The 19,804-nt window shown below is 66.5% G+C and carries 24 protein-coding genes; 18 read left to right on the top strand and 6 right to left on the bottom strand.

Going from position 1 to position 19,804, the window contains the following annotated elements; all coding sequences use genetic code 11:
- Positions 1-7 precede the first annotated feature (7 nt).
- Both J0J01_RS06975 and J0J01_RS06980 read right to left on the bottom strand, forming a co-directional pair.
- Positions 8-367 carry an AtpZ/AtpI family protein gene (locus tag J0J01_RS06975; protein ID WP_296379525.1) on the bottom strand — a complete coding sequence of 120 codons (360 nt, stop codon included), beginning with the start codon at positions 365-367 and terminating at the stop codon, positions 8-10.
- A gap of 41 nt (positions 368-408) precedes the next feature.
- Positions 409-1,998: a rhodanese-like domain-containing protein gene (locus J0J01_RS06980; RefSeq protein WP_296379526.1), complete on the bottom strand. Its 1,590-nt coding sequence runs from the start codon at positions 1,996-1,998 to the stop codon at positions 409-411.
- A 51-nt stretch (positions 1,999-2,049) separates the two neighbouring features.
- Here J0J01_RS06980 and J0J01_RS06985 point away from each other — a divergent pair, with 51 nt between their 5' ends.
- From J0J01_RS06985 to J0J01_RS06995, 3 genes are read left to right on the top strand one after another with little or no spacing between them, the layout of a single operon-like run.
- A complete protein-coding gene (locus J0J01_RS06985; RefSeq protein ID WP_296379527.1) occupies positions 2,050-3,936 on the top strand; it encodes a lytic transglycosylase domain-containing protein in 1,887 nt (628 codons plus the stop codon).
- 48 nt (positions 3,937-3,984) lie between these two features.
- Entirely contained in the window at positions 3,985-4,347 is a 363-nt protein-coding gene (locus J0J01_RS06990; protein WP_296379528.1) for a type II toxin-antitoxin system prevent-host-death family antitoxin, read from the top strand.
- Positions 4,241-4,645, top strand: a complete 405-nt coding sequence (locus J0J01_RS06995; RefSeq protein ID WP_296379529.1) for a type II toxin-antitoxin system VapC family toxin — start codon at positions 4,241-4,243, stop codon at positions 4,643-4,645. Before J0J01_RS06990 ends, J0J01_RS06995 begins: the two co-directional genes overlap by 107 nt.
- Here the strand turns inward: J0J01_RS06995 and J0J01_RS07000 are convergent, their stop codons facing one another.
- Complete coding sequence (locus tag J0J01_RS07000; RefSeq protein WP_296379531.1) at positions 4,646-5,110, bottom strand: cupin domain-containing protein; 465 nt, start codon at positions 5,108-5,110, stop codon at positions 4,646-4,648.
- Between the two features lie 59 nt (positions 5,111-5,169).
- Between J0J01_RS07000 and moaB the strand changes: the two genes are divergently transcribed.
- Positions 5,170-5,718, top strand: a complete 549-nt coding sequence (gene moaB, locus J0J01_RS07005; protein ID WP_296379532.1) for a molybdenum cofactor biosynthesis protein B — start codon at positions 5,170-5,172, stop codon at positions 5,716-5,718.
- Positions 5,711-6,685, top strand: coding sequence for an aminoglycoside phosphotransferase family protein (locus tag J0J01_RS07010; protein ID WP_296379533.1), 975 nt, complete (start codon positions 5,711-5,713; stop codon positions 6,683-6,685). Before moaB ends, J0J01_RS07010 begins: the two co-directional genes overlap by 8 nt.
- On the opposite strand, the gene J0J01_RS07015 is transcribed toward J0J01_RS07010, so the two are convergent.
- A complete protein-coding gene (locus tag J0J01_RS07015) occupies positions 6,680-7,144 on the bottom strand; it encodes a GNAT family N-acetyltransferase (RefSeq protein WP_296379535.1) in 465 nt (154 codons plus the stop codon). The two genes, J0J01_RS07010 and J0J01_RS07015, sit on opposite strands and share 6 nt — an antisense overlap.
- Before the next feature lie 65 nt (positions 7,145-7,209).
- Between J0J01_RS07015 and J0J01_RS07020 the strand changes: the two genes are divergently transcribed.
- From J0J01_RS07020 to J0J01_RS07030, 3 genes are all read left to right on the top strand, one after another.
- Positions 7,210-8,343 (top strand): PA0069 family radical SAM protein, encoded by a 1,134-nt coding sequence (locus J0J01_RS07020; RefSeq protein ID WP_296379536.1) that lies wholly within the window; start codon positions 7,210-7,212, stop codon positions 8,341-8,343.
- Between the two features lie 12 nt (positions 8,344-8,355).
- On the top strand, positions 8,356-8,964 hold the full coding sequence (locus J0J01_RS07025; protein ID WP_296379537.1) for a glutathione S-transferase family protein: 609 nt from the start codon (positions 8,356-8,358) through the stop codon (positions 8,962-8,964).
- 68 nt (positions 8,965-9,032) lie between these two features.
- Positions 9,033-9,998, top strand: coding sequence for an adenylate/guanylate cyclase domain-containing protein (locus tag J0J01_RS07030; protein WP_296379538.1), 966 nt, complete (start codon positions 9,033-9,035; stop codon positions 9,996-9,998).
- A gap of 52 nt (positions 9,999-10,050) precedes the next feature.
- Here the strand turns inward: J0J01_RS07030 and J0J01_RS07035 are convergent, their stop codons facing one another.
- Positions 10,051-10,590 (bottom strand): nucleotidyltransferase family protein, encoded by a 540-nt coding sequence (locus J0J01_RS07035; RefSeq protein WP_296379539.1) that lies wholly within the window; start codon positions 10,588-10,590, stop codon positions 10,051-10,053.
- 30 nt (positions 10,591-10,620) lie between these two features.
- On the opposite strand from J0J01_RS07035, the gene J0J01_RS07040 reads away from it, so the two are divergent.
- From J0J01_RS07040 to J0J01_RS07085, 10 genes are all read left to right on the top strand, one after another.
- The gene (locus J0J01_RS07040) at positions 10,621-11,319 is read left to right on the top strand and encodes a ribonuclease HII (protein WP_296379540.1); all 699 of its coding nucleotides are present in this window, start codon (positions 10,621-10,623) and stop codon (positions 11,317-11,319) included.
- Positions 11,312-11,539, top strand: coding sequence for a hypothetical protein (locus J0J01_RS07045; RefSeq protein ID WP_296379541.1), 228 nt, complete (start codon positions 11,312-11,314; stop codon positions 11,537-11,539). The genes J0J01_RS07040 and J0J01_RS07045 overlap by 8 nt, the downstream gene beginning before the upstream one ends.
- 120 nt (positions 11,540-11,659) lie before the next feature.
- On the top strand, positions 11,660-12,298 hold the full coding sequence (locus J0J01_RS07050; protein ID WP_296379542.1) for a glutathione S-transferase family protein: 639 nt from the start codon (positions 11,660-11,662) through the stop codon (positions 12,296-12,298).
- Positions 12,295-13,185 (top strand): alpha/beta hydrolase, encoded by an 891-nt coding sequence (locus J0J01_RS07055; protein ID WP_296379543.1) that lies wholly within the window; start codon positions 12,295-12,297, stop codon positions 13,183-13,185. The genes J0J01_RS07050 and J0J01_RS07055 overlap by 4 nt, the downstream gene beginning before the upstream one ends.
- A gap of 38 nt (positions 13,186-13,223) precedes the next feature.
- Positions 13,224-14,270 (top strand): acyltransferase, encoded by a 1,047-nt coding sequence (locus J0J01_RS07060; RefSeq protein ID WP_296379544.1) that lies wholly within the window; start codon positions 13,224-13,226, stop codon positions 14,268-14,270.
- Positions 14,271-14,567: 297 nt separating this feature from the next.
- A complete protein-coding gene (locus J0J01_RS07065; RefSeq protein WP_296379545.1) occupies positions 14,568-15,656 on the top strand; it encodes a site-specific DNA-methyltransferase in 1,089 nt (362 codons plus the stop codon).
- A 746-nt stretch (positions 15,657-16,402) separates the two neighbouring features.
- Positions 16,403-16,555, top strand: a complete 153-nt coding sequence (locus tag J0J01_RS07070; RefSeq protein WP_296379546.1) for a hypothetical protein — start codon at positions 16,403-16,405, stop codon at positions 16,553-16,555.
- Positions 16,556-16,598: 43 nt separating this feature from the next.
- Positions 16,599-16,901: a helix-turn-helix transcriptional regulator gene (locus J0J01_RS07075; protein ID WP_296379547.1), complete on the top strand. Its 303-nt coding sequence runs from the start codon at positions 16,599-16,601 to the stop codon at positions 16,899-16,901.
- A complete protein-coding gene (locus J0J01_RS07080; protein ID WP_296379548.1) occupies positions 16,882-17,946 on the top strand; it encodes a reverse transcriptase family protein in 1,065 nt (354 codons plus the stop codon). The genes J0J01_RS07075 and J0J01_RS07080 overlap by 20 nt, the downstream gene beginning before the upstream one ends.
- A gap of 14 nt (positions 17,947-17,960) precedes the next feature.
- Positions 17,961-18,197: a hypothetical protein gene (locus J0J01_RS07085; protein ID WP_365736270.1), complete on the top strand. Its 237-nt coding sequence runs from the start codon at positions 17,961-17,963 to the stop codon at positions 18,195-18,197.
- Positions 18,198-18,691: 494 nt separating this feature from the next.
- Here J0J01_RS07085 and mutY read toward each other — a convergent pair whose 3' ends face one another.
- Complete coding sequence (gene mutY, locus J0J01_RS07090) at positions 18,692-19,762, bottom strand: A/G-specific adenine glycosylase (protein ID WP_296379549.1); 1,071 nt, start codon at positions 19,760-19,762, stop codon at positions 18,692-18,694.
- Positions 19,763-19,804: the final 42 nt, after the last annotated feature.

The raw sequence follows: 19,804 nt of genomic DNA on the forward strand, positions 1-19,804 counted from the left end.
TCCACTCTCAGGGGAGGCGATCCTCCCCTTTGTTCGCGTCTTCCGAGAAAACCCGGATGGCGCGCCACGCATTGTTGACGCCGGCGGCGAACCCCACGATCAGGCCGCCAATCAAGGCATACGGCGCCCAACCCAACCAGCGGCCGAGCCAATAGCCGAGGAACCCCCCGACCAAAAGGCCCGCGATCATATCCACCAACACCCGATACGCAACGGCGGTCTGGCGGTGCGACACCAGGGCTGGTGCACGGGGTTTTTCGACGGTCCCGCGCGCCTTTTTTAGCTGCGCCTGGAGCTCGTCGATCCGCCGGCGATCAGCCTCGGGATCGGCGGCCGGATGTCTAGGGGTTGGGTCGGACGGTGTCAAGGAACCGATTCCCTTTACCTATCAGGTAGTTAGGCTCTTGATCAGCGCTTGAAGACGGCGAAGGTTGCGTCGCCGTCGCGCTTCACCTGCGGCACGAGGTCGACCTCCCAGTCGAGATACTGGCGCATCGCCGCCTCGACATCCTCCTTGAAGTCATAAGGACGGTACCAGACGTCGGTGGGCGGATCGGCCATCCGGGTGTGGCCGGTCTCGACTGGCCTTCCGGCATCGCGCCAGGCCTTCATGCCGCCGTCCAGGATCGTGACCGGCACGCTGCCTGCCGCCGCCTGCGCCTCGGCCGCCGCGAGGGCGGCGATCTCGCCGTCGGGCGAGACCAGCACGACGCGCTGGGCCGGCTGCTTCCGGAGCATCTCGGGAATCGTCTTGCCGAGGTTGGCGCGCACCGCGAACCACGCGCCCGGCACGTGGCCGTCGCGATAGCGCAGGCTGGTGTCGAGATCGATCGCCAGCGCGCCGTCCATCTCCTGCGGTGACACGGTCGGAGGCGTCGGCATCGCGAAGCCTACCGGGAAGCGCGGTTCGGCCGCGGTGGTGAGCTCGCCCGCCGCGGGCTTGTGGTCGAGCACGTAGGTCTCGGCCCAGCTCATCTGCATCAGCCAGTGCGCGGTCATGGTGGCGCGCACGCCGTCATTGTCGTGCAGCACGATGATGGCGTTGCGCGCGCCGACATATTGATCGGTCGCCTGCACCAGCTGCCCGCCCGCGGCATGGCGGAAGCCCTTGAGATGGCCTTGCGCGTACTCGGCGGGATCGCGCACATCGAGGCGATAGAGCGGGCCGCCTTTGGCTTCGAGCGCCTCGAGGCCGGTCATGTCGATCTTCTTGATGTTCATGCGCCGGGCGATCGTCGACGCGGCGCCTTGCGCAAAACTCGCCGCTTCGGCGCTCTGCGGGCCGAACGACCTGGTCTCGCCGCGCGCCACCTTCAGGCCGGCGAGATGCCAGCCCATGGTGCCGTTCTTCAGCGCCATCACCTTGTTGGGCAGGCCGGCATTGATCAGCGACTGCGCGCCGATGATCGAGCGGGTGCGGCCGGCGCAATTCACGACGACCAGCGTGTCGGGGTTGGGCGCGAAGTCCTTGACGCGATAGACCAGCTCGGCGCCGGGGCAGTCGACGCCGCCCGGGATCGACATGTTGTTGAACTCCGGCATCGGCCGCGAATCGAGGATCACCATGTCGGCCTTCGAATCGATCAGCTTCTGGACGTCGGCGGCGTCGATGCGAGGCGTGTCGTTGTCGTGCTCGACCACCTCGCCGAACGCCTTGGAGGGCACGTTGACGCCGGTGAAGACCTCGTAGCCCGCGTCGCGCCACGCCTTCAATCCGCCATCCATCACGGCGACATTGCCGTAGCCGAGCTGCCCGAGCCTGGCGGCTGCCCGCGCGGCACGGCCGTTACTGCCTTCCTCGCCGCTGTCCATCAGCACGATGCGGGTCCCGGGATCGGGCAAGAGCGCAAACACCCGCGGCTCGAGCCGCGACAGGGGGAGCGGCGTGGCGAACAGCGGATGGCCCTTGGTCGAGAACTCGCCTTCCTCGCGAACGTCGAAGAAGCCGAACACCTCGCCCGACTTCAGCATCGTCTTGACCTGCTGCACCGACACCATGGCATCCTCCGTTTGTTGCAGTATAGCGGCTCGCCGCCTAGGTTGGCGCCCATGAAACAGTTCGTGCCTATGGTGCTGGCGGGGGCGCTGGCCACGATTGCTGCTTCGTCCCCTTTCCATACCGTCGCCCAGACCGTGTCCAAGCCGCCGCCCAAGCCCGCGTCGGCAGCCAAGCCGGTCGCGGCGACATCGTCCGCCGCGAAGCCGGCGGCCCATGCGCCGGCGCGTCATGTCGCGGCCCAGCCGGTGGCCCGCCGTCCGGTGTTCGTGCCGCCGCCGCCGGTGATCGAGCTCGACGAGGTCCGGCCGCCCGACCTGCCGACGGCCCTGAGCGACGAGGACCGCGACCGCTATCGCCGCATCTTCCAGGCGCAGGCGAGCGGCCAGTGGGGAACGGCCGACGCCGAGATCGCCCAGGTCAAGGACAAGGTGTTGATGGGCTATGTCGGCGCGCAGCGGCTGCTCGCGCCCAACCACCAGGCCGCGTACGACCAGCTCGCGCAGTGGCTGCAGGACTACAACGACCATCCCGATGCGCCGGCGGTCTATCGGCTCGCGCTGGTGCGGCGGCCCAAGGGGGCGTCGGGCGACCTCACACCGTCGAGTTTCGTCGGCACGGCCCAGCCGTCGCCGACCTTCGCCGCCGCGCGCACGGTGAATGGCTCCGATGCGGGCCGCGCCGCCGAGCTGCGCGCGCAACTGCAGCGGATGTCCGACGACGGCGGGTTCAACTCAGCCTTCGCGCTGCTCGACCAGAAGTCGACGGTCGAGGTGCTGGGCGCGCCGGAAGTCGAATTGTGGCGCGGCCGCATTCGGACCCGCGCGCTCGAGGCCGATTCGCAGCGCGGCGTGCAGGTGCCGGTCGATGTCACGGCGCCGCCCGATGCCAACTGGGCGGCCGGCCTCCAGGCCTTCCAGAGCGGCAACATGGCCGAGGCGGCGCGGCGCTTCGAGCTGGTCGCCGACGCCCCGCCCGACCAGGTCTCGTCGTGGACGCTCGCGGCCGGCGCCTTCTGGGCGGCACGCACCAACCTGCTCGCCGGCAACCCGCAGAAGTTCGCGCCCTATCTCAAGCGCGCGGCGCTGCACGGCCGCACCTTCCATGGCCTGGTCGCGCAGAAGATGCTGGGCATGCAGATCGTGCCCGATCTCGGCCTGCCGCAGCTCGATCGCCGGCGCGCCGACATGCTGAAGGCTGACCGCGCCGGCCGCCGCGCGCTGGCGCTGTTCCAGCTCGGCGCCTCGACCGCCGCCGAGCGCGAGCTGTTCGCCGCCTCGCTCGACGCCGATCCGAAATACATCGAGACCATCCTCGCGGTGGCGCAGAAGGCAAACCTGCCCAGCCTGTCGGTGCGCATCGGCAACGCCGCCTGGGACCAGCGCGACAAGATCGCGGGCTACGACAGCGCGATGTATCCGGTGCCGCCGTGGCAGCCGATGCAGGGCTTCTCGGTCGACAAGGCGCTGGTCTTCGGCTTCATGCGCCAGGAATCGGCGTTCAATGCCAAGGCGCGCTCCTATGTCGGCGCAATGGGCTTGATGCAGCTGATGCCGGCGACGGCGCGCCTCGTCTCCAACCGGTTCGCGCCCGAGACCGCGGGCGGCGATCCGTGGGATCCGTCGGTCAACATGTCGCTGGGGCAGGCTTATATCGGCTCGCTGCTGAACGACGTCGACGACAACCTGGTGCGCACGGTGGCGGCCTATAACGGCGGGCCGGGCAACGTCCAGCGCTGGGACAACACGCTGAACGCCTCGGCCGACCCGCTGCTCTACATCGCGACCATCCCGCTCAACGAGACGCGCGACTTCGTGCACAAGGTGCTGGCCAACTACTGGATGTACCAGATCCGCCTTGGCCAGCCGACGCCGTCGCTCGACCAGATCGCGGCCCATGAATGGCCGCGCTACAGCCAGCAGGACGTCGCCGGCCGTTGAAGCCCCGTCCGATGTGACCATATAATATGGTCACATCGAGGTTCCGCCATGGACCGCAAGATCAACGCCGCCGCCTTCAAGGCGCGCTGTCTCGCCCTGATCGACGAGGTTGCCGAGACCGGCCAGCCCATCACCGTGACCAAGCGCGGCAAGGCCAAGGTCCAGATCGTCGCCGTGCGCGAGAAGCCGAAGACGCTATGGGGCGCGACCAAGGGAACCTTCAAGATCGTCGGGGACATCGTCGGGCCGATCGTCGACGAATGGGACGAAGAACGCGAAGTCCGGAACATCAAAGGGCGGTTCGATGACCCTACTGCTCGATACGCACACGATCCTGTGGCTGACCGAGCAGGTGCCAAAGCTCGGAAGGGCGGCAAGGCAAAGGTGCGACGCAGCCCTCGCCGCCGATGACCTGGCGATTTCAACGATCGTCTATTTCGAACTCGGCTGGGCCCTGAAGCGCGGCCGCATCGAAGAGCTGGCCAGCATGCGCGATTGGCATCGTCGGCTGCTCTCCATGGGAGTTCGGGAGATCGGCTTGTCCGCAGAGATCGCCTTAAGGGCCTCCGAATTGGACGATCTGCACGGTGATCCCGTCGATCGGATCATCGTGTCGACGGCATTGATTGAAGATGCGGTCCTCGTGACGGCTGACCGGTTGATTCTCAACTGGCCCGGCCAACTGCGCCGGCAGGACGCCAGCCGCTAGCTAATGCTTATGCGGATGCGGGTGCGTGGGATCGACCCAGTACACCGTCTCCGGCTTCTCGGCCGGCTCGATGTCGATGTTGATCGCGACCGCCTCGTTGTCGGAGCGGACCAGCACGCACTCCAGCGGCTCGGTGTCGGACGCGTTGATCTCCTGATGGGGCACGTAGGGCGGCACGTAGATGAAGTCGCCCGGGCCGGCCTCGGCGGTGAACTGGAGCTGGTCGCCCCAACGCATGCGCGCCTTGCCCTTGACGACGTAGATCACGCTCTCGAGATGGCCGTGATGATGCGCGCCGGTCTTGGCATGGGCATGGATGGTCACGGTGCCGGCCCACAGCTTCTGTGCGCCGACGCGGGCGAAGTTGATCGCCGCGGCGCGGTTCATGCCGGGGGTCTGGGCGGTGTTGGTGTCGAGCGATCCGGCGGGGATCACCCGCACGCCGTCATGCTTCCAGTCGGTCATGGCCCCTGATCTAGGCCCGCCGTCTCGCCTCGGCAAGCGAGGATCGTTAGTATGCTCGCATGAACAAAATTGACGAAACCAAGCCCTTCAAGGCGGTCAACATCGCCGTGCTGACGGTTTCCGACACCCGCACGCTCGAGACCGACAAGTCGGGCGACACCCTGGTCGAGCGCGTCGCCCGCGACGGCCACATCCTGGCCGACCGCGCCATCGTCACCGACGACGTCGACAAGATCCGCGCCCAGGTGAGGAAGTGGATCGACGATCCCAGGGTCGAGGTCGTGATCTCGACCGGCGGCACCGGCGTCACCGGCCGCGACGTCACCCCCGAGGCGCTCGAGGCGCTGTTCGAGAAGAAAATCGAGGGCTTCGGCGAGACCTTCCGCTGGATCAGCTTCCAGAAGATCGGCACCTCGACGATGCAGAGCCGCGCCACCGCCGGCGTTGCCAACGGCACCTACATCTTCGCGCTGCCGGGCTCGACCGGCGCCTGCAAGGACGGCTGGGACGACATCCTGCGCCAGCAGCTCGACATCCGCTTCCGCCCCTGCAATTTCGCCGAGCTGATGCCGCGGCTGAACGAAGGCAAGATCCCGCGAAGTGGCTGATCCGTTCGATGGCGAGGCGCTGCCCGCAACTGGGACGGCGCATGGCCATGTCCGCCTCAGGAACGGCCGGCTCGCGCGTGTCGCCTATGCCCATGAAGGCGATGCTTCGGCCACCGGCCGCCTGCATGCGCAGGCCGCTGCCTTCCGTCATCTCGAACCCGCCGGCCGCACACCGCGCCTGCACGAGGTGATCGATCAGCGCCCCGGCCTGCCGGGCGGCGCGCTGATCGTCGACTTCATCGACGGCCGCGCGCCGCGGCTGCCGGACGAGCTATCGCTGATGGCCGATACGCTTGCGCGCATTCATGCGCTGCCGCTGCCGGCGGCGAGCTCGCCGATTCCGCGGCAGAGCGATCCTTTCCTCGCGACCCTCGAAGCCATCGAGCTCAACGCGATGCGCTTCCTCGACGAGGCCGTGCCCGATCCGAACGCGCGCGCCGCGATCGCCGAGGAGCTGCGGGCCATGCGTGCCCTGGTGCCGGCGCTTGGCTGCTACACCCAGCCGCTCGCGGTGGCGCTGGCCGACACCCATCCCGGCAACTTCCTCGTCGATGCCTCGCACATCGCCTGGTTCGTCGATCTCGAGAAGGTACATGTCGGCTCGCCGGCGATCGATCTCGCGCACGCGACGCTGCCGACCTCGACCCTGTGGCATCCCGATGTCGGCACGCTGCTGACTCGGACCGAGGTGCAAGCCTTCTACGACGATTACCTCGCGCGCATCGGCAAGACGGCGGCCGACGCGTTGCAGCCCTGGCTGCTGCCGATGCGCCGCCTGACTTGGCTGCGCACGACCCTGTTCATGGCGCGTTGGCGGGTCGAGACGCGTAGCCCGCGCGATCCGTCGAATTCTTCGCAATGGAGCGATGCCGGACTCGATCCACGCATGAAGGCGCACATCGATGCGCGCATCGACCAGTGTTTTACGCGCGATGTCGTCCGCAGCATCCGCAGCGAGTGGCTATAACGGCTTGACCATCCGGAAGGTCTCCGACCGGAAGCCGCGCCGCTCGTAGAACTCGACCGCGCGCCTGTTGTCGGCGAACACGTCGAGGCTCAGCAGCCGATAGCCGCGGCTGCGTGCCCAGTCCTCGGCCGCGCCCATCAGGCGATGGGCGACGCCCATGCCCTCCGCCTCCGGCGTCGTCGCGAGCAGCGAGACGTAGCCGCAGGGCTCGTCGGTGACGCCATCCCTGGCCGGCCGCAGGTGGATGTAGCCCAGCCGCCGCCCGTCCTCGGCGCAGGCGATCAGCGTCTCCGCACCGTCCACCGGTGCAAACGACGCCACCATGTGCCGGTCCTGGAAGCCCTCCATGGCGGCGAGATCGTGCCAGGGCGGCCGCGGCACGCCGGACAGGCGGGGCGAGAGACCGTCGATGAAGCTCCGATCGTCGGCCGCTGCGCGGCGCAAGATGATGGTGGTCATGAGCCTCCTTTAACACCAGACTCAGTGGCTTGACTCGTTCCCTTTTTGTTCTAAGAGTCGCCGCGATGAAGAAACCGGGCGAGCCTCTCTACCCAGACGACGAGATTCCCCAGCCGCAGCACAACGGCCGGGGGGCGCTCTCCAATGCGTCGAGCCGCTACGACGACGAGAAGAAGATCCGCACCACCGACGGCTGGGACCTCGAGGACGAGCTGCCGCCGCCGCGCACCACGCTCACCAAGGACGCCACGCGCACGATTCTGGCGCGCAACACCTCGCCCGACGTGCCGTTCGACCGCTCGATCAATCCCTATCGCGGCTGCGAGCACGGCTGCATCTACTGCTTCGCGCGGCCGACGCATGCCTATCTCGGCCTGTCGCCCGGCCTCGATTTCGAGACCAAGATCCTGTTCAAGCCCGACGCCGCGACGCTGCTGACCGCCGAGCTCGCCTCGCCCAAGTACCGGCCCGACGTGGTGGCGATGGGCACCAACACCGATCCCTACCAGCCGGTCGAGCGCGACCTCAAGATCACGCGTTCGATCCTGCGCGTGCTCTCCGACTTCAATAATCCTGTCGGCATCGTCACCAAGAATCACCTGGTGACGCGCGACATCGATATCCTGGGCGACATGGCCAAGCGCAATCTCGCCGAGGTCTTCCTGTCGGTGACCACGCTCGACAAGGCGCTGGCGCGGGACATGGAACCGCGCGCCTCGGCGCCGCATCGCCGGCTCGACGCGATCAAGGCGCTGGCCGATGCCGGCGTGCCGGTGGGCGTGATGACCGCGCCGATGATCCCGGGCCTCAACGACCACGAGATGGAAGCGATCCTCGAGAAGGCGACGGAAGCCGGTGCGACGCGCGCGGGCTTCACCGTCCTGCGCCTGCCGCTCGAGATCAAGGATCTGTTCGACGAATGGCTGCGCGCCAACCGGCCCGACCGCGCCGAAAAAGTGCTGTCGCTGATCCGCCAGATGCGCGGCGGCGCGCTCTACCAGGCCGAGTTCGGCCTGCGCATGAAGGGCGAGGGCCCGATCGCGCAACTGCTCGGCGCGCGCTTCCAGGCGGCGGTGAAGCGGCTCGGGCTCAACAAGATCCGCTACCGGCTCGACACGCTGCGCTTCGCCGTTCCCGAACCGGCGCGCACGGCGTTGGTCGATGCAAAGCGCGACGCGCGGCAGATGAAGCTTCTTTGACGGAGGGTCCAAATGGCCGATGAGATCGTCTTCTACACCAACCCGCAGTCGCGCGGGCTCACGACGCACTGGATGCTGGAGGAGATCGGCTGTCCGTATCGCATGGAAGTGAAGGCCTACGGGCCCGAGATGAAGGCGCCCGACTATCTCGCGATCAATCCCATGGGCAAGGTTCCGGCAATCAAGCACGGCGACACGGTCGTGACCGAGACCGGTGCCATCCTGTGCTATCTCGCGGACGCTTTTCCCGCGGCGAAGCTCGCGCCGCCGGCGGGCGAGCGCGGCGCCTATTACCGCTGGCTGTACTTCATCGCGGGCTGCGCCGAGCCTGCGATGAGCAACAAATCCGCTGGCTGGGATCCGAACGAGGAGCTGCAGCGCCGCTTCGGCTACGGCACCTACCAGCTCACCATGGACACGTTGGAGAAAGCCGTTGCCGGCAAGCGCCATATCGCAGCTGACCATTTCACGGCGGCCGATCTCTTCGTCTCCTCGTTCCTGAACTTCGGCATGATGTTCAACATCATCGAGAAGCGGCCGGCCTTCGCAACCTATGTGAAGCCGCATGTCGAGCGGCCGGCATGGCAAAAGGTGATGAAGCAGTCGGGGATGGCCGGCTGATCGCGATTTCGGACGAAACGCGATCTGAAGTAGCCTGCGCTCCGCCCCTGTGAGAGGGGGCGGACGCCATGGCCTTCGACGACCGGACACGCATCGCCCTGCCGCGGGTTGCACGCCTCACGCTGATCGGCGTGGTGGTCGGCGCGGCCTATGGCTATGTCTCCTCGCGCGCTGATCATGCAGGAGGGATCGGGCTGGTCCGCGGCGCGCTGAGCGGTCTGCTGATCGCCCTGCCGATCTCCTCGTTGGACGCGTTCGTCCTGATGACGCCGGGCTCGCGGCTTTCGCGCGCGCCGTTCCTGCTGAATGTCGGGGCGCGCACGCTGATCTATCTCGCCATCTTTCTCGCCAGCATCGCCGTCGGCCAGCTCCTGCTGCCCAACCGCCCGTCTCATCGCGTGGTGGACATCAGCCGCGCCGATATCCTGTTCTGCTTCGCCGCCACGTTCGTGGTGACCTTCCTGTTCGAGGTGAACGGCCTGATCGGCCAGAACGTGCTGCTGGCCTTCGTCACCGGCCGCTATCACCGGCCGCATGTCGAGGAACGCGTCTTCCTGATCTTCGACATGAAGGGCTCGACCGCCGCTGCCGAGCGGCTGGGCGAGGTGGATTTCCATCGCCTGCTCAACCGGCTGGTCACCGATCTCTCGACGGCGATCGTCCTGGAAGGCGGCCGGATCCACAAGTATGCCGGCGACGAGCTGATCGCGACCTGGCTGCTGGCCGACGGTATGAAGAACGCGCGTTGCCTCAGGGCTTGCTTCAAGGCCATCGAGCGGCTGAAGGGGCTCGCGCCCGACTACGAGCGGGAGTTCGGCCAGCGGGTCGGGTTGCGGGCCGCCCTGCATTGCGGGCCGGTGGTCGCGGGAGAAATGGGCTCGGTCAAGAAGGAGATCGTCCTCCTGGGCGACACGCTGAACACCGCCGCGCGCATCATTGATGCCTGCCGCTCGAGCGGCGAGACCGTGATCGCCTCGAAGGCGCTGCTGGACCGTCTGGCGTTGCCGTCCACGCGCGTCCATTGGGCGCAGTAACGCTGCGCGGCAAGGGCCAGCCGGTCGCGCTCGTGGCGCTGGACGCGGCGGCTTAGTCGACGAACCGAACCTTCGGCCACAGCTCGCGCCAGCGCTTGGCGGAAATGCGCGCGTTGTACTCGGCGAGCTGCGTGCGGCCGAAGGCGGTCGGCCGGCACTGGAGGCCGAGCAGGTCGTCGGTGCCGAGCGGGGCGACGACGGTGAGGGAATCGTCGGGTTCCAGGCGGACGCCGATCGCCGTCACCGTCTCCAGCCAATAGGTCATCGAATCGGCGGTGCTCTTGTGCTGCGGCAGGCCCTTCCAGACATGCATGCGCGCCTGGTTGCGGACCTGCCAGGGCGCCGGCTCGAGCGCGTTCAACTGGGCCTCGCAGGCTTCCTCCGGCGCTTTCGAGAGGTCCGAGGCGTCGTAGTAAAGCATGTCGATGTCGGCCAGTGGCGTCGGCGGCGTGATGCCGTGCAGATGGTCCCAGACCCGATTGCGCACGAAGCCTGCGGCGATGCACCAGTCGGGCAGGCGGAGCGAGCGGGCTGCACGAAGCTGTTTCATGCCCACAGGGTCCTGCGCAATGATGGCGGCGATCAGGCTCATGCCTCCAGTCTAGCAATCGCGTCAGGGGATATGCCGAGCTTCCGCTACGAATTGCGGGTCCACGACCAGCATGCCGGCCAGCTCCAGCAAGAGGGGAGCACGCTGTGCATCGCCGGCATCGACGAGGTCGGCCGCGGGCCGCTCGCCGGCCCGGTGGTCGCCGCCGTGGCGGTGATCGACCGCAGCGTCGCCAAGCGCAAGCTGCTGCGGCTGATCGACGATTCCAAGAAGCTGGTGCGCGAGGACCGCGAGACCGCCTACGAGGCGATGATCGCCTCGGGCTGCGTGCGCTTCGCCGTCGGCGAGGCGAGCGTCGAGGAGATCGACAGCATCAACATCCTGCAGGCGACCTTCCTCGCCATGCGCCGCGCCCTCGCCGGGATGGCGGCGGTCCCCGACGTCGTCCTGATCGACGGCAACCAGGTGCCGCCCGAGCTGGGCTGCCGCGCCGAGACCATCGTCGGCGGCGACGCGCGCTCCTATTCCATCGCCGCCGCCTCGATCTTCGCCAAGGTCACGCGCGACCGCTACATGTGCCGGCTGGCCGAGACCTTCCCTGGCTACGGCTGGGAAACCAACGTCGGCTACAAGTCCCCGGCGCATCTGCGGGCATTGAAGGCGCTCGGCCCCACCCCACATCATCGCCGAAGCTTCGCGCCGGTCCGGGCCTGCCTCGGCGAGCCGGCCTCGGCGGAGGCAGTTGCGGTCGCGGAAGAGATGAATGACTGAGCACGGACACAAAAGGCTGATTGCCGAGCTGCGGGCGGCCATCGAGACGTCGCCGAACGGTGAGCGCCGCGAGCGCCTGCTCGCAATCCTGCACCGGCTCGAGCAGAGCCACGGCACCGAGTCGTTCGGCGACCACGTCAAGGCGCTGATCGAGGAGGCCGAGGTCGACGCCTCCCTGATCGCCCCCTTCATGTCGCGGCTTAGCAGCCTGCTGCCCTGAGGGACGAATCCCTCCCCGTTCAGACGGGGCGGTGCCCGCGTAACCGCGCGCGGAGGGCGGGGCACCTCCCCATTTGAATGGCGAGGGTTGGCCGCTAGGCTCCCGGCAGGAGGACCTGCCGTGCTGACGCTCTACTTCGCCCCGCACACCATTTCGCTCGCGACCCACATCGTGCTGGAGGAGGTCGGCGCCGACTACGCGGTGAAGCGCATCGACTTCGCGAGCGCCCAGCAGCGCTCGCCCGAGTACCTGAAGATCAACCCCAAGGGCCGCATGCCGGCGCTGGTCACCGATCGCGGCATCCTGACCGAGACGCCGGCGATGCTGGTCTATGTCGCGCAGAGCTTCCCCCATCCTCACCTGGGGGCGGCGCTGGCGCCGCTCGACGACCCGTTCCTGTTCGCCGAGATCCAGTCGTTCAACAACTACTTGTGCTCGCACCTGCACGTCGCGCACGCCCATCGCATGCGCGGCTATCGCTGGGTCGACGCCGACGACAAGCACTCGATCGCCGCCATGCAGCGCAAGGTGCCGCAATCGGTCGGCGAATCCTTCGCCATGATCGAGCGCGAGATGCTGAAGGGTCCGTGGGTGATGGGCGAGCGCTACACGGTCTGCGACCCGTACCTCTTCACCCTGGCGCAGTGGCTGGAGGCCGACGGCGTCGACCCGAAGACGATCCCGCGCGTGATCGGGCACCGCCAGCGCATGGCGGAGCGGGCGACGGTGAAGAAGGCGATCGCGCAGGAACTGGCGTGACCGTGCCCGGTCCGCCGGGCATCCCGAACTGGGACCCGCCGGCCGACGTCCACGAGGCGCGGCGGTCGTGGGAAGATTTCGCCGCCCGCCATCTCAATACCGACCTGCCGACGATCGGCGCGTTGCACGAGGGCGTCGCGCTCGGGCCCGCCCTCCGGGCCGACATCATGGTGCCGGCCGGGATGCCGCCGTTTCCGGCCGTGCTCTATCTTCATGGCGGCGGCTGGGCCTTCGGCAGCGCGCTGAGCTTCCGCAAGGTCGGCATGACCCTTGCCGCAAACGGCTTCCTGGCGGTGATGCTCGACTACCGGCTGGCGCCCGAGCATCCGTTCCCGGCCGCGCTCGACGACGTGGCGGCGGCGTTCGACTGGATCGGCGCCAATGCCGCACGCTACGGCGGCGCAGGCGACACGGTCGCGATCGGCGGCGATTCGGCCGGCGCCAACCTCGCGCTGGCGGCGGCCCTTCGCGGACCCGACGCCTTCCGCGCGCGCTTGTCCACGTTGCTGTTGCTGTACGGCGTCTACGATCTGGCGGGCGCGCTCGCCCGCGCCAACGACCATCCCGGACTGGTCCTGCAGGTGCGCAACTACATCGGCTCGGTATCGATCGACGACCCGCTGGTCAGCCCGATGTTCGCGACGTTTCCGGCGCTGCCTCCCTGCTTCGTGCTGGAAGGCGGCGCCGATCCGTTCGTCGGCGGCGAAGCCGCCGCCCTCGTCGACCGCCTCGGACGAGCAAATGCCGAGCATGAGCTGCAGATCGTCGAGGGCGCGCCGCACGGCCTGCTGCAGCATTTCGGCGACGCGGGCTGCGAGCAGGGTTGGCGGCTGATGATCGACTTCCTGCGGCGGAGATCGCTTCGCCCCCAAACCATCACAGGTTGATCACCAGTCCGTGAGAGCAATCGTGCTATCGACGGCACATGCTCGCGGGGGACAAATCCGGCGCCGGGCGCCTGGCTGGACTCGACGTGCTGCGCGGCATCGCCGCCAGCGCCGTCATGATCCATCATCACGCGCAGTACTACGACGTGCTCTACCCGGGCCGTCAGGTGCTGCCGGTGAACCTCGAGGCCGGCCATTTCGGCGTCGAGCTGTTCTTCATCATCAGCGGCTTCGTGATCCTGATGACGATCGAGCGCAAGGGCACGGTGCGGGCCTTTGCGGCGGCCCGCGCCACCCGCTTGCTGCCCTGCTTCCTGGCCGCGCTCGTGCTGGCCACGCTCATCCTCTGCGTGGCGCCGATGCCGCCGCTCGACACGCCGACGGTGCGGCGCTTCATCGCCAACCTGACCATGGCGCCGCTGCTGCTCGGCGAGCGGGTCGTCGACCTGCCGTACTGGACGCTGACCTACGAGATGGTCTTCTACATCGCGATGGGCGTGCTGCTGGCGCTCGGCCGCCTGCGCTCGGTCGAGTGGATCGCGCTCGGCTGGATGGCGGTCGGTGTGGCGTATCCGCTGCTGCTCGACTCCGCTTCGCACTACCGGGTGACCATCATCCTGATGGCCTACCACAGCAATTTCTTCGTGATCGGCATGTGCCTCTATCTCATCCATGTCGGCCGCGCCCGAGCGGTGACCTGGCTCGCCCTGGCGGCTGCCGTCGCCATGAGCGCGCGCGGCGGCGGCGAGCAGGCGTTCTACGCCTCGGGTGTGCTGTACCTGTCGCTGACCGTCGCGTTCGCAACAGCGGTGTGGGCGGCCACCACCGACCTCGGCCGGCGGATGGCGCTGCCGCCGCTGGTCTTCCTCGGCCGCATTTCCTACCCGCTCTATCTCGTGCATGTCGTGATCGGCTACCAGGTGATCCGCCTCGGGGTCGACCGCGGCTGGAGCACCACCGAAGGCGTGGTCGCGGCGATGGCGGTGTCGCTGGCGGCGGCCGCCCTGCTGCACTACCTGATCGAGGTGCCCGGCGAGCGCTGGTCGCGCCGGACGCTCGCGCCTCAGATGGCCACGATCAGGTAGGCGGCCTGAAGCCCCAAGGCAGTGGCCGAAAATTCCCTAGAGCATATTCCGTTCGGCTGGAAGCAGCCGAACGGAATATGCCTGCTGCAACAACAACCCCCGTGCGCGCATTTCCGAGCAGATGGAGCCGCGAGCGGTTCCATCTGCTCGGAAATCGCCCTAGCGTACGGAACGGCCTTTCTAGGGCTGGTAGCTCACAGCCGCGGAACAGACTCGATCTTGTGGATCGATTCCATAAGCAATTGAATCCATTGTAATTTCTTGACCGCGACTCGGTGGATGACTCATCTTCCACCGATGCTGGGGGATAATCTGGATCGCGTGCTGGTGGGGGATTGCATCGAATTGATGCGGGGCCTGCCGGCTTCTTCCGTCGACATGGTGTTCGCCGACCCGCCCTATAACCTGCAGTTGGGCGGCGAGCTGCTGCGGCCGGACAACAGCCGGGTCGACGCGGTCGACGACGACTGGGACAAGTTCGCCGACTTCGCCCGCTACGATTCCTTCACCCGCGCCTGGCTGAAGGCGGCGCGCCGGCTGCTCAAGCCCGAGGGCACGCTGTGGGTGATCGGCAGCTATCACAACATCTTCCGCATCGGCACGGCGCTGCAGGACGAGGGCTACTGGCTGCTGAACGATGTCGTCTGGCGCAAGTCCAACCCGATGCCGAACTTCAAGGGCAAGCGCTTCACCAACGCGCACGAGACGCTGATCTGGGCGGCGCGCGATCGCAAGGCCAAGAAGTACACCTTCAATTACGACTCGCTGAAGGAGCTGAACGAGGGCCTCCAGATGCGCTCCGACTGGCTGTTGCCGCTGTGCACCGGGGCTGAGCGCCTGAAGGGCGAGGACGGCAAGAAGGCCCATCCGACGCAGAAGCCCGAATCGCTGCTGTTCCGCTGCCTGATGGCCGCGTCGAATCCGGGCGACGTGGTGCTCGATCCCTTCTTCGGCACCGGCACGACCGGCGCGGTGGCGCGCCGGCTCGGCCGCCATTTCATCGGCCTCGAGCGCGACCAGACCTATGCCGCGATCGCCCGCAAGCGCATCGCGGAGATCGAGCCGCTGGCGCGCGAGGACATCACGCCCAAGCCCAACAAGCGCAGCGAGCCGCGCATTCCGTTCGGCGTGCTGATCGAGGCGGGCCTGCTGCAACCCGGCACGATGCTGAGCGATCCCAGCGGCCGCCATCTCGCCCGCGTCCGCGCCGACGGCACGCTGTCGTCGTCGAACGCGCTCGGCGAGCATCGCGGCTCGATCCACCAGGTCGGCGCGGCGGTGCAGGGCGCCCCGGCCTGCAACGGCTGGACCTTCTGGCACATCGAGGTCGAAGGCGCCCGCCGGCCGATCGACCATCTCCGCCAGCAGGTTCGCGCGGGTCTCTGAGTTTACGAACCTCGTCACGCGCATAGCTGCGTTTGTAGAGGAACGTTGCCGACGTCAGGGCATTGGCCAAATAGAAGCAGGCCGGCTCTCGCCGGCCTGCCCTGCTATTGGAAAAGAGCTACGACCGCGCCGATCGACAAAACGATCTGTGCAAAGTCGATTCTCACAACCATCTGTACCCTGAGGCGAACCATGTTCTTCCCTCGGGGTCGCGGCGCCGAGACCCTTACGGGTGACGGAAATCGCGGCCGGAATACGAGGTTGACCGCTCGCTACCGGCGTATCGGTCCGCGCACACATCCACGTTCGACGCGTACGGGCCCTGCATTGCTGTGCAGGCTGTGGAAACCGGCATCCCTCTCCCCGGGCAGCAACCCGGAAGTTTAGCCAACCCCACGCACTCATTTGGCCTCGGCGAGGGGACGCCTACAATCTTCTCTCGAAAATTCACTTGGGGATAAAATATCGCTATTAGCGATTTTTTATCTTGCCGGGCGAAGCGACGATTTGTAAGGTTAGTCCGTCGTGATCGATGACACAGGAGTAACTCGCAAAGGAAGCAGGGGCATTCGGTGCCCTGAGGGGAGACCATCTCCCCACCAGCTCTCGAGCCTCGTGCCCGGGCCTCGCCCGCGGTGCGAGTGTCCGCGGGCGGAAGGTGAAGAGGGATAAACGTAGTTCTGCCTCGCTTCGGGCCTAGGCGAGACCCGTCCACTCTCGGACGGGGAGGCCCGAGGAGTAGTGTCATGATCAAAGATCACGACGAACTGCGGGCGAGCCAGTCGGCTCAGCGGCCCCCTCGGCGATCAAAGAAGCGGTGGTACCAGACGAAGGCCTTTTGGCTCTTTGCGGTGCAGATCGCGAAACTGTTGGTCGACGTGGTGCGTTGGTTCGAATGAATCGTCCCCTCTCACTGTTTTACCGAATGAGGACAAGCCATTGATGGGTGAAGCTCTGCGGCTGCTCCGCGTATTCAGTGACAAGACGCAGAAAGACATGGCCGAAGACCTATGTGTATCGCAATCCTTCCTTTCCGAAGTGGAGAACGGCAAAAAGCAGCCAACGTTGGAACTGCTACAGCGCTACAGTGAACAACTAAAGGTACCGCTATCGTCGCTTATGTTCTTCGCAGAGGAAGTAGACCCACTTACAAAATCGGGAAAGGCAAAGATCGCTATAGCCTCAAAAGTGTTGCGATTCCTCTCCAAGATTGCACCTGAGACCAATGGCAAAGCCGACAGATAAGACAATTTCGGAGCGATACGCGTTCTCTGAATCTCCACTGGTCGGACTCTCCACCCAGCGGAAACTCGCGCAGCTTCTTGGCTCGTCGAAATCGAGGCTGCACAAGCTGGTGGCTGCCGTCGAAAGCGATCCATCGAATTGCTACAAGATCGAGGATCGGCAAGTCGGAGAAAAACTACGCACTTTTTCGGTACCGGTCGGGCAGATGCGCAAGATTCACGAGCGCATGAAGATTCTACTTGGCCGCATTAGTTTGCCCGAGTACGTCATGTCTCCGCGGCGAGGGAAAACAATAGCCACCAATGCGACTGCTCATCGACATGCCGCAGAGCTTCTGAAGGTCGACGTCAAGAGTTACTACCCGTCTACGACCGACGAACTTGTGTTCCGGCTTTTCCACCATCGCTTCGGCATTCCAGGCGATATTGCGGGCCTGCTTACCAAGTTGCTGACTGTCAACGGGCGAGTGCCGATTGGTTCCCCGGCAAGCCCGATCTTGGCATTTTGGGCCTCTAAGCCGGCGTTCGACAAAATCGCTAGCGCGGTTCAGAGCCGGGGCCTCAAGCCAACCCTCTGGGTAGACGATCTCTCGATTTCGGGGAGGCACGTACCTCGCGAGATCGCCGATGTTGTGAGCTACGAGTTGGGCAAGCTCGGCTATATGGGTCACAAAGTGAAATTCCAATCGCGTCGGCGCGGTTTCAGCATTACCGGCGTGCGGATCGATTCCCGCGGCCCCGGGCCGACGAATGCTATTAACCTGAAAATCCGTGATGGCCTTCGACGACTTGAGAGGAAGTCCAACACCGACGAAGAAACCAGCAAGCTCTTGGCTCAGCTAATCGGCTTAAATGGTCATCGCCTCGGGACCATGGCCAAAGACCACCCAGCCGCGCCTCGAGCTCGCAAACTACAGCAGCATCTACATCAGCGTCGTCGTCGTCATCTAATGACAATGCAGGAGACTCTTTCTTCAAGCGGTCAGGCTGATTCAAAGGGTTTGAGTGCAAGCGCAGCGAGCCGCGCATTCCGTTCGGCGTCCTGATCGAGGCGGGCCTGCTGCGGCCCGGCACGATGCTGAGCGATCACACCGGCCGCCATCTCGCCCGCGTCCGCGCCGACGGCACGCTGTCGTCCTCGAATGCGCTGGGCGAGCATCGCGGCTCGATCCACCAGGTCGGCGCGGCGGTGCAGGGCGCCCCGGCCTGCAACGGCTGGACCTTCTGGCACATCGAGGTCGAAGGCGCCCGCCGGCCGATCGACCATCTCCGCCAGCAGGTGCGCGCCGGGCCGTAGACCCGCCGGCGTATTTTCTTTTCCCGCCAGCAAAAATTTCCCGCGGGCTGAGCCTCGATTTGCTGGGGAATCGCGGCAGCGAGCATCAACGGCGGCGAATTTCGCCCTCCCGACGACTCCATTATGGGCAATGGACCGCGATTTGCGGCCCGCAAATCGCGGTCTTTTCCGCAGTCCATTGCCCATAATAGGTGTTCGACGCGCGATGATGCAGAGTCGCGCGCATGATTACGATCATTCTCCAGAAAACAAAGAGGGGGAGGGTGTCCCCCGGGATTCTGGGACTCCGGGCCTCCGATGCCGGCATCGGCACTTTGGGCGTCCCAGCCTCATGGGATTCTGTGGGACTTGTGGGACACCGGAAAGGGTGTGTTTTTCAGGGGCCCCTCGGGAGTCGGTGGACTCGTGGACTTTCGGCGAAAATGCCGATGCGCCAAAGGGTTGGGAGTCCACGGGGGAGTGGATTCTCGTGGACTCTCGTGGACTGGGCAGCGCTACGCTCGAACCGCATGCGCGATGATCTTGCGCATGACCGTGGGCAGCGCCCGCTCGGTCATCTTGTCGACCGTCACCCAGGCGGCCCCCGGCGCGAGCTTGGCCAGCCCCGAGGTCGTGGCGATGGCGCGCGCCACGGCCAGCTCGAGATGGAAATGCGTGAAGGTGTGGCGCACGCCGCCGTCCAGCACCTTCCAGTTGGCCGGCACCGGCGCCTCCTTGAGCGCCTCGGCGAGCGACAGCTTGCCTTCGCGCCAGGCGCTCGACGGCACCTCGTCCATGCCGCCCAGCAGGCCCTTGGCCGGCCGCTTGCGCAGCAGGACGGCGCCGTCCTTGCGCATCAGCACGAAGGCGAGGCCGCGGCGCGTCGGCTTCTCGGCTTTCGGCGCGCGCCGCGGCAGCTCGTCGGCGATGCCCTGCAGGCGGCCGCGGCAGCCCAGCATCAGCGGGCAGATCACGCAGCGCGCGCCCCGCGGCGCACAGACCGTGGCGCCGAGATCCATCATCGCCTGGGCGTAGTCGCCGGCGCGCCGGTCGGGCACCAGCTCGGCGGCGCGCGCCGCGATCTCGATCTTGGCGTCGGGCAGCGGCGTCTCGATCGCGTACAGCCGGGCGATCACCCGCTCGACATTGCCGTCGACGGCCGAGGCCCGCTTGTCGAAGGCGATCGCCTGGATGGCCGCGGCCGTGTAGCGGCCGATGCCGGGCAGGGCGAGCAGGCCCGCTTCATCCTCGGGGAATTTGCCATCGTGCGTCTCGACCACGGCCTGGGCGCAGGCATGCAGGTTGCGGGCGCGAGCGTAGTAGCCGAGCCCCGCCCAGGCCGAGAGCACGTCGTCGAGCGGGGCGGCGGCCAGCGCCTCGACGGTCGGCCAGCGCTTCACAAAGCGGTGAAAGTAGTCGCCGACGGTGGCCACCGTCGTCTGCTGCAGCATGATCTCCGACAGCCACACCAGGTAGGGCGGCGTGCGCTGCCCGGCCGGCGCGCGCCAGGGCAGGGTGCGGTGATGTCGGTCGTACCAATCGAGCAGAAGCGTGGCGTGGGTTTTGGCAGCGTGGGTAATGGCCATGTAAGGAGCCGTCCCCTACCATAAGGAACAGCGGTTGAAAGG

Source organism: Reyranella sp., from assembly GCF_017305915.1.
Lineage (GTDB): Bacteria > Pseudomonadota > Alphaproteobacteria > Reyranellales > Reyranellaceae > Reyranella.

Bases quoted from the DNA above. Each gene is read 5' to 3' on its own strand.
- J0J01_RS07060 (WP_296379544.1), top strand. From the start codon at position 13,224: ATGCTCGCGGGGGACAAATCCGGCGCCGGGCGCCTGGCTGGACTCGAC.
- J0J01_RS06995 (WP_296379529.1), top strand. From the start codon at position 4,241: ATGACCCTACTGCTCGATACGCACACGATCCTGTGGCTGACCGAGCAG.
- moaB (WP_296379532.1), top strand. From the start codon at position 5,170: ATGAACAAAATTGACGAAACCAAGCCCTTCAAGGCGGTCAACATCGCC.
- J0J01_RS07020 (WP_296379536.1), top strand. From the start codon at position 7,210: ATGAAGAAACCGGGCGAGCCTCTCTACCCAGACGACGAGATTCCCCAG.
- J0J01_RS07080 (WP_296379548.1), top strand. From the start codon at position 16,882: ATGGCAAAGCCGACAGATAAGACAATTTCGGAGCGATACGCGTTCTCT.
- J0J01_RS07030 (WP_296379538.1), top strand. From the start codon at position 9,033: ATGGCCTTCGACGACCGGACACGCATCGCCCTGCCGCGGGTTGCACGC.
- J0J01_RS07000 (WP_296379531.1), bottom strand. From the start codon at position 5,110: ATGACCGACTGGAAGCATGACGGCGTGCGGGTGATCCCCGCCGGATCG.
- J0J01_RS07040 (WP_296379540.1), top strand. From the start codon at position 10,621: ATGCCGAGCTTCCGCTACGAATTGCGGGTCCACGACCAGCATGCCGGC.
- mutY (WP_296379549.1), bottom strand. From the start codon at position 19,762: ATGGCCATTACCCACGCTGCCAAAACCCACGCCACGCTTCTGCTCGAT.
- J0J01_RS06990 (WP_296379528.1), top strand. From the start codon at position 3,985: ATGGACCGCAAGATCAACGCCGCCGCCTTCAAGGCGCGCTGTCTCGCC.
- J0J01_RS07045 (WP_296379541.1), top strand. From the start codon at position 11,312: ATGACTGAGCACGGACACAAAAGGCTGATTGCCGAGCTGCGGGCGGCC.
- J0J01_RS07015 (WP_296379535.1), bottom strand. From the start codon at position 7,144: ATGACCACCATCATCTTGCGCCGCGCAGCGGCCGACGATCGGAGCTTC.
- J0J01_RS07075 (WP_296379547.1), top strand. From the start codon at position 16,599: ATGGGTGAAGCTCTGCGGCTGCTCCGCGTATTCAGTGACAAGACGCAG.
- J0J01_RS06985 (WP_296379527.1), top strand. From the start codon at position 2,050: ATGAAACAGTTCGTGCCTATGGTGCTGGCGGGGGCGCTGGCCACGATT.
- J0J01_RS06980 (WP_296379526.1), bottom strand. From the start codon at position 1,998: ATGGTGTCGGTGCAGCAGGTCAAGACGATGCTGAAGTCGGGCGAGGTG.
- J0J01_RS07070 (WP_296379546.1), top strand. From the start codon at position 16,403: ATGATCAAAGATCACGACGAACTGCGGGCGAGCCAGTCGGCTCAGCGG.
- J0J01_RS07035 (WP_296379539.1), bottom strand. From the start codon at position 10,590: ATGAGCCTGATCGCCGCCATCATTGCGCAGGACCCTGTGGGCATGAAA.
- J0J01_RS07025 (WP_296379537.1), top strand. From the start codon at position 8,356: ATGGCCGATGAGATCGTCTTCTACACCAACCCGCAGTCGCGCGGGCTC.
- J0J01_RS07065 (WP_296379545.1), top strand. From the start codon at position 14,568: ATGCTGGGGGATAATCTGGATCGCGTGCTGGTGGGGGATTGCATCGAA.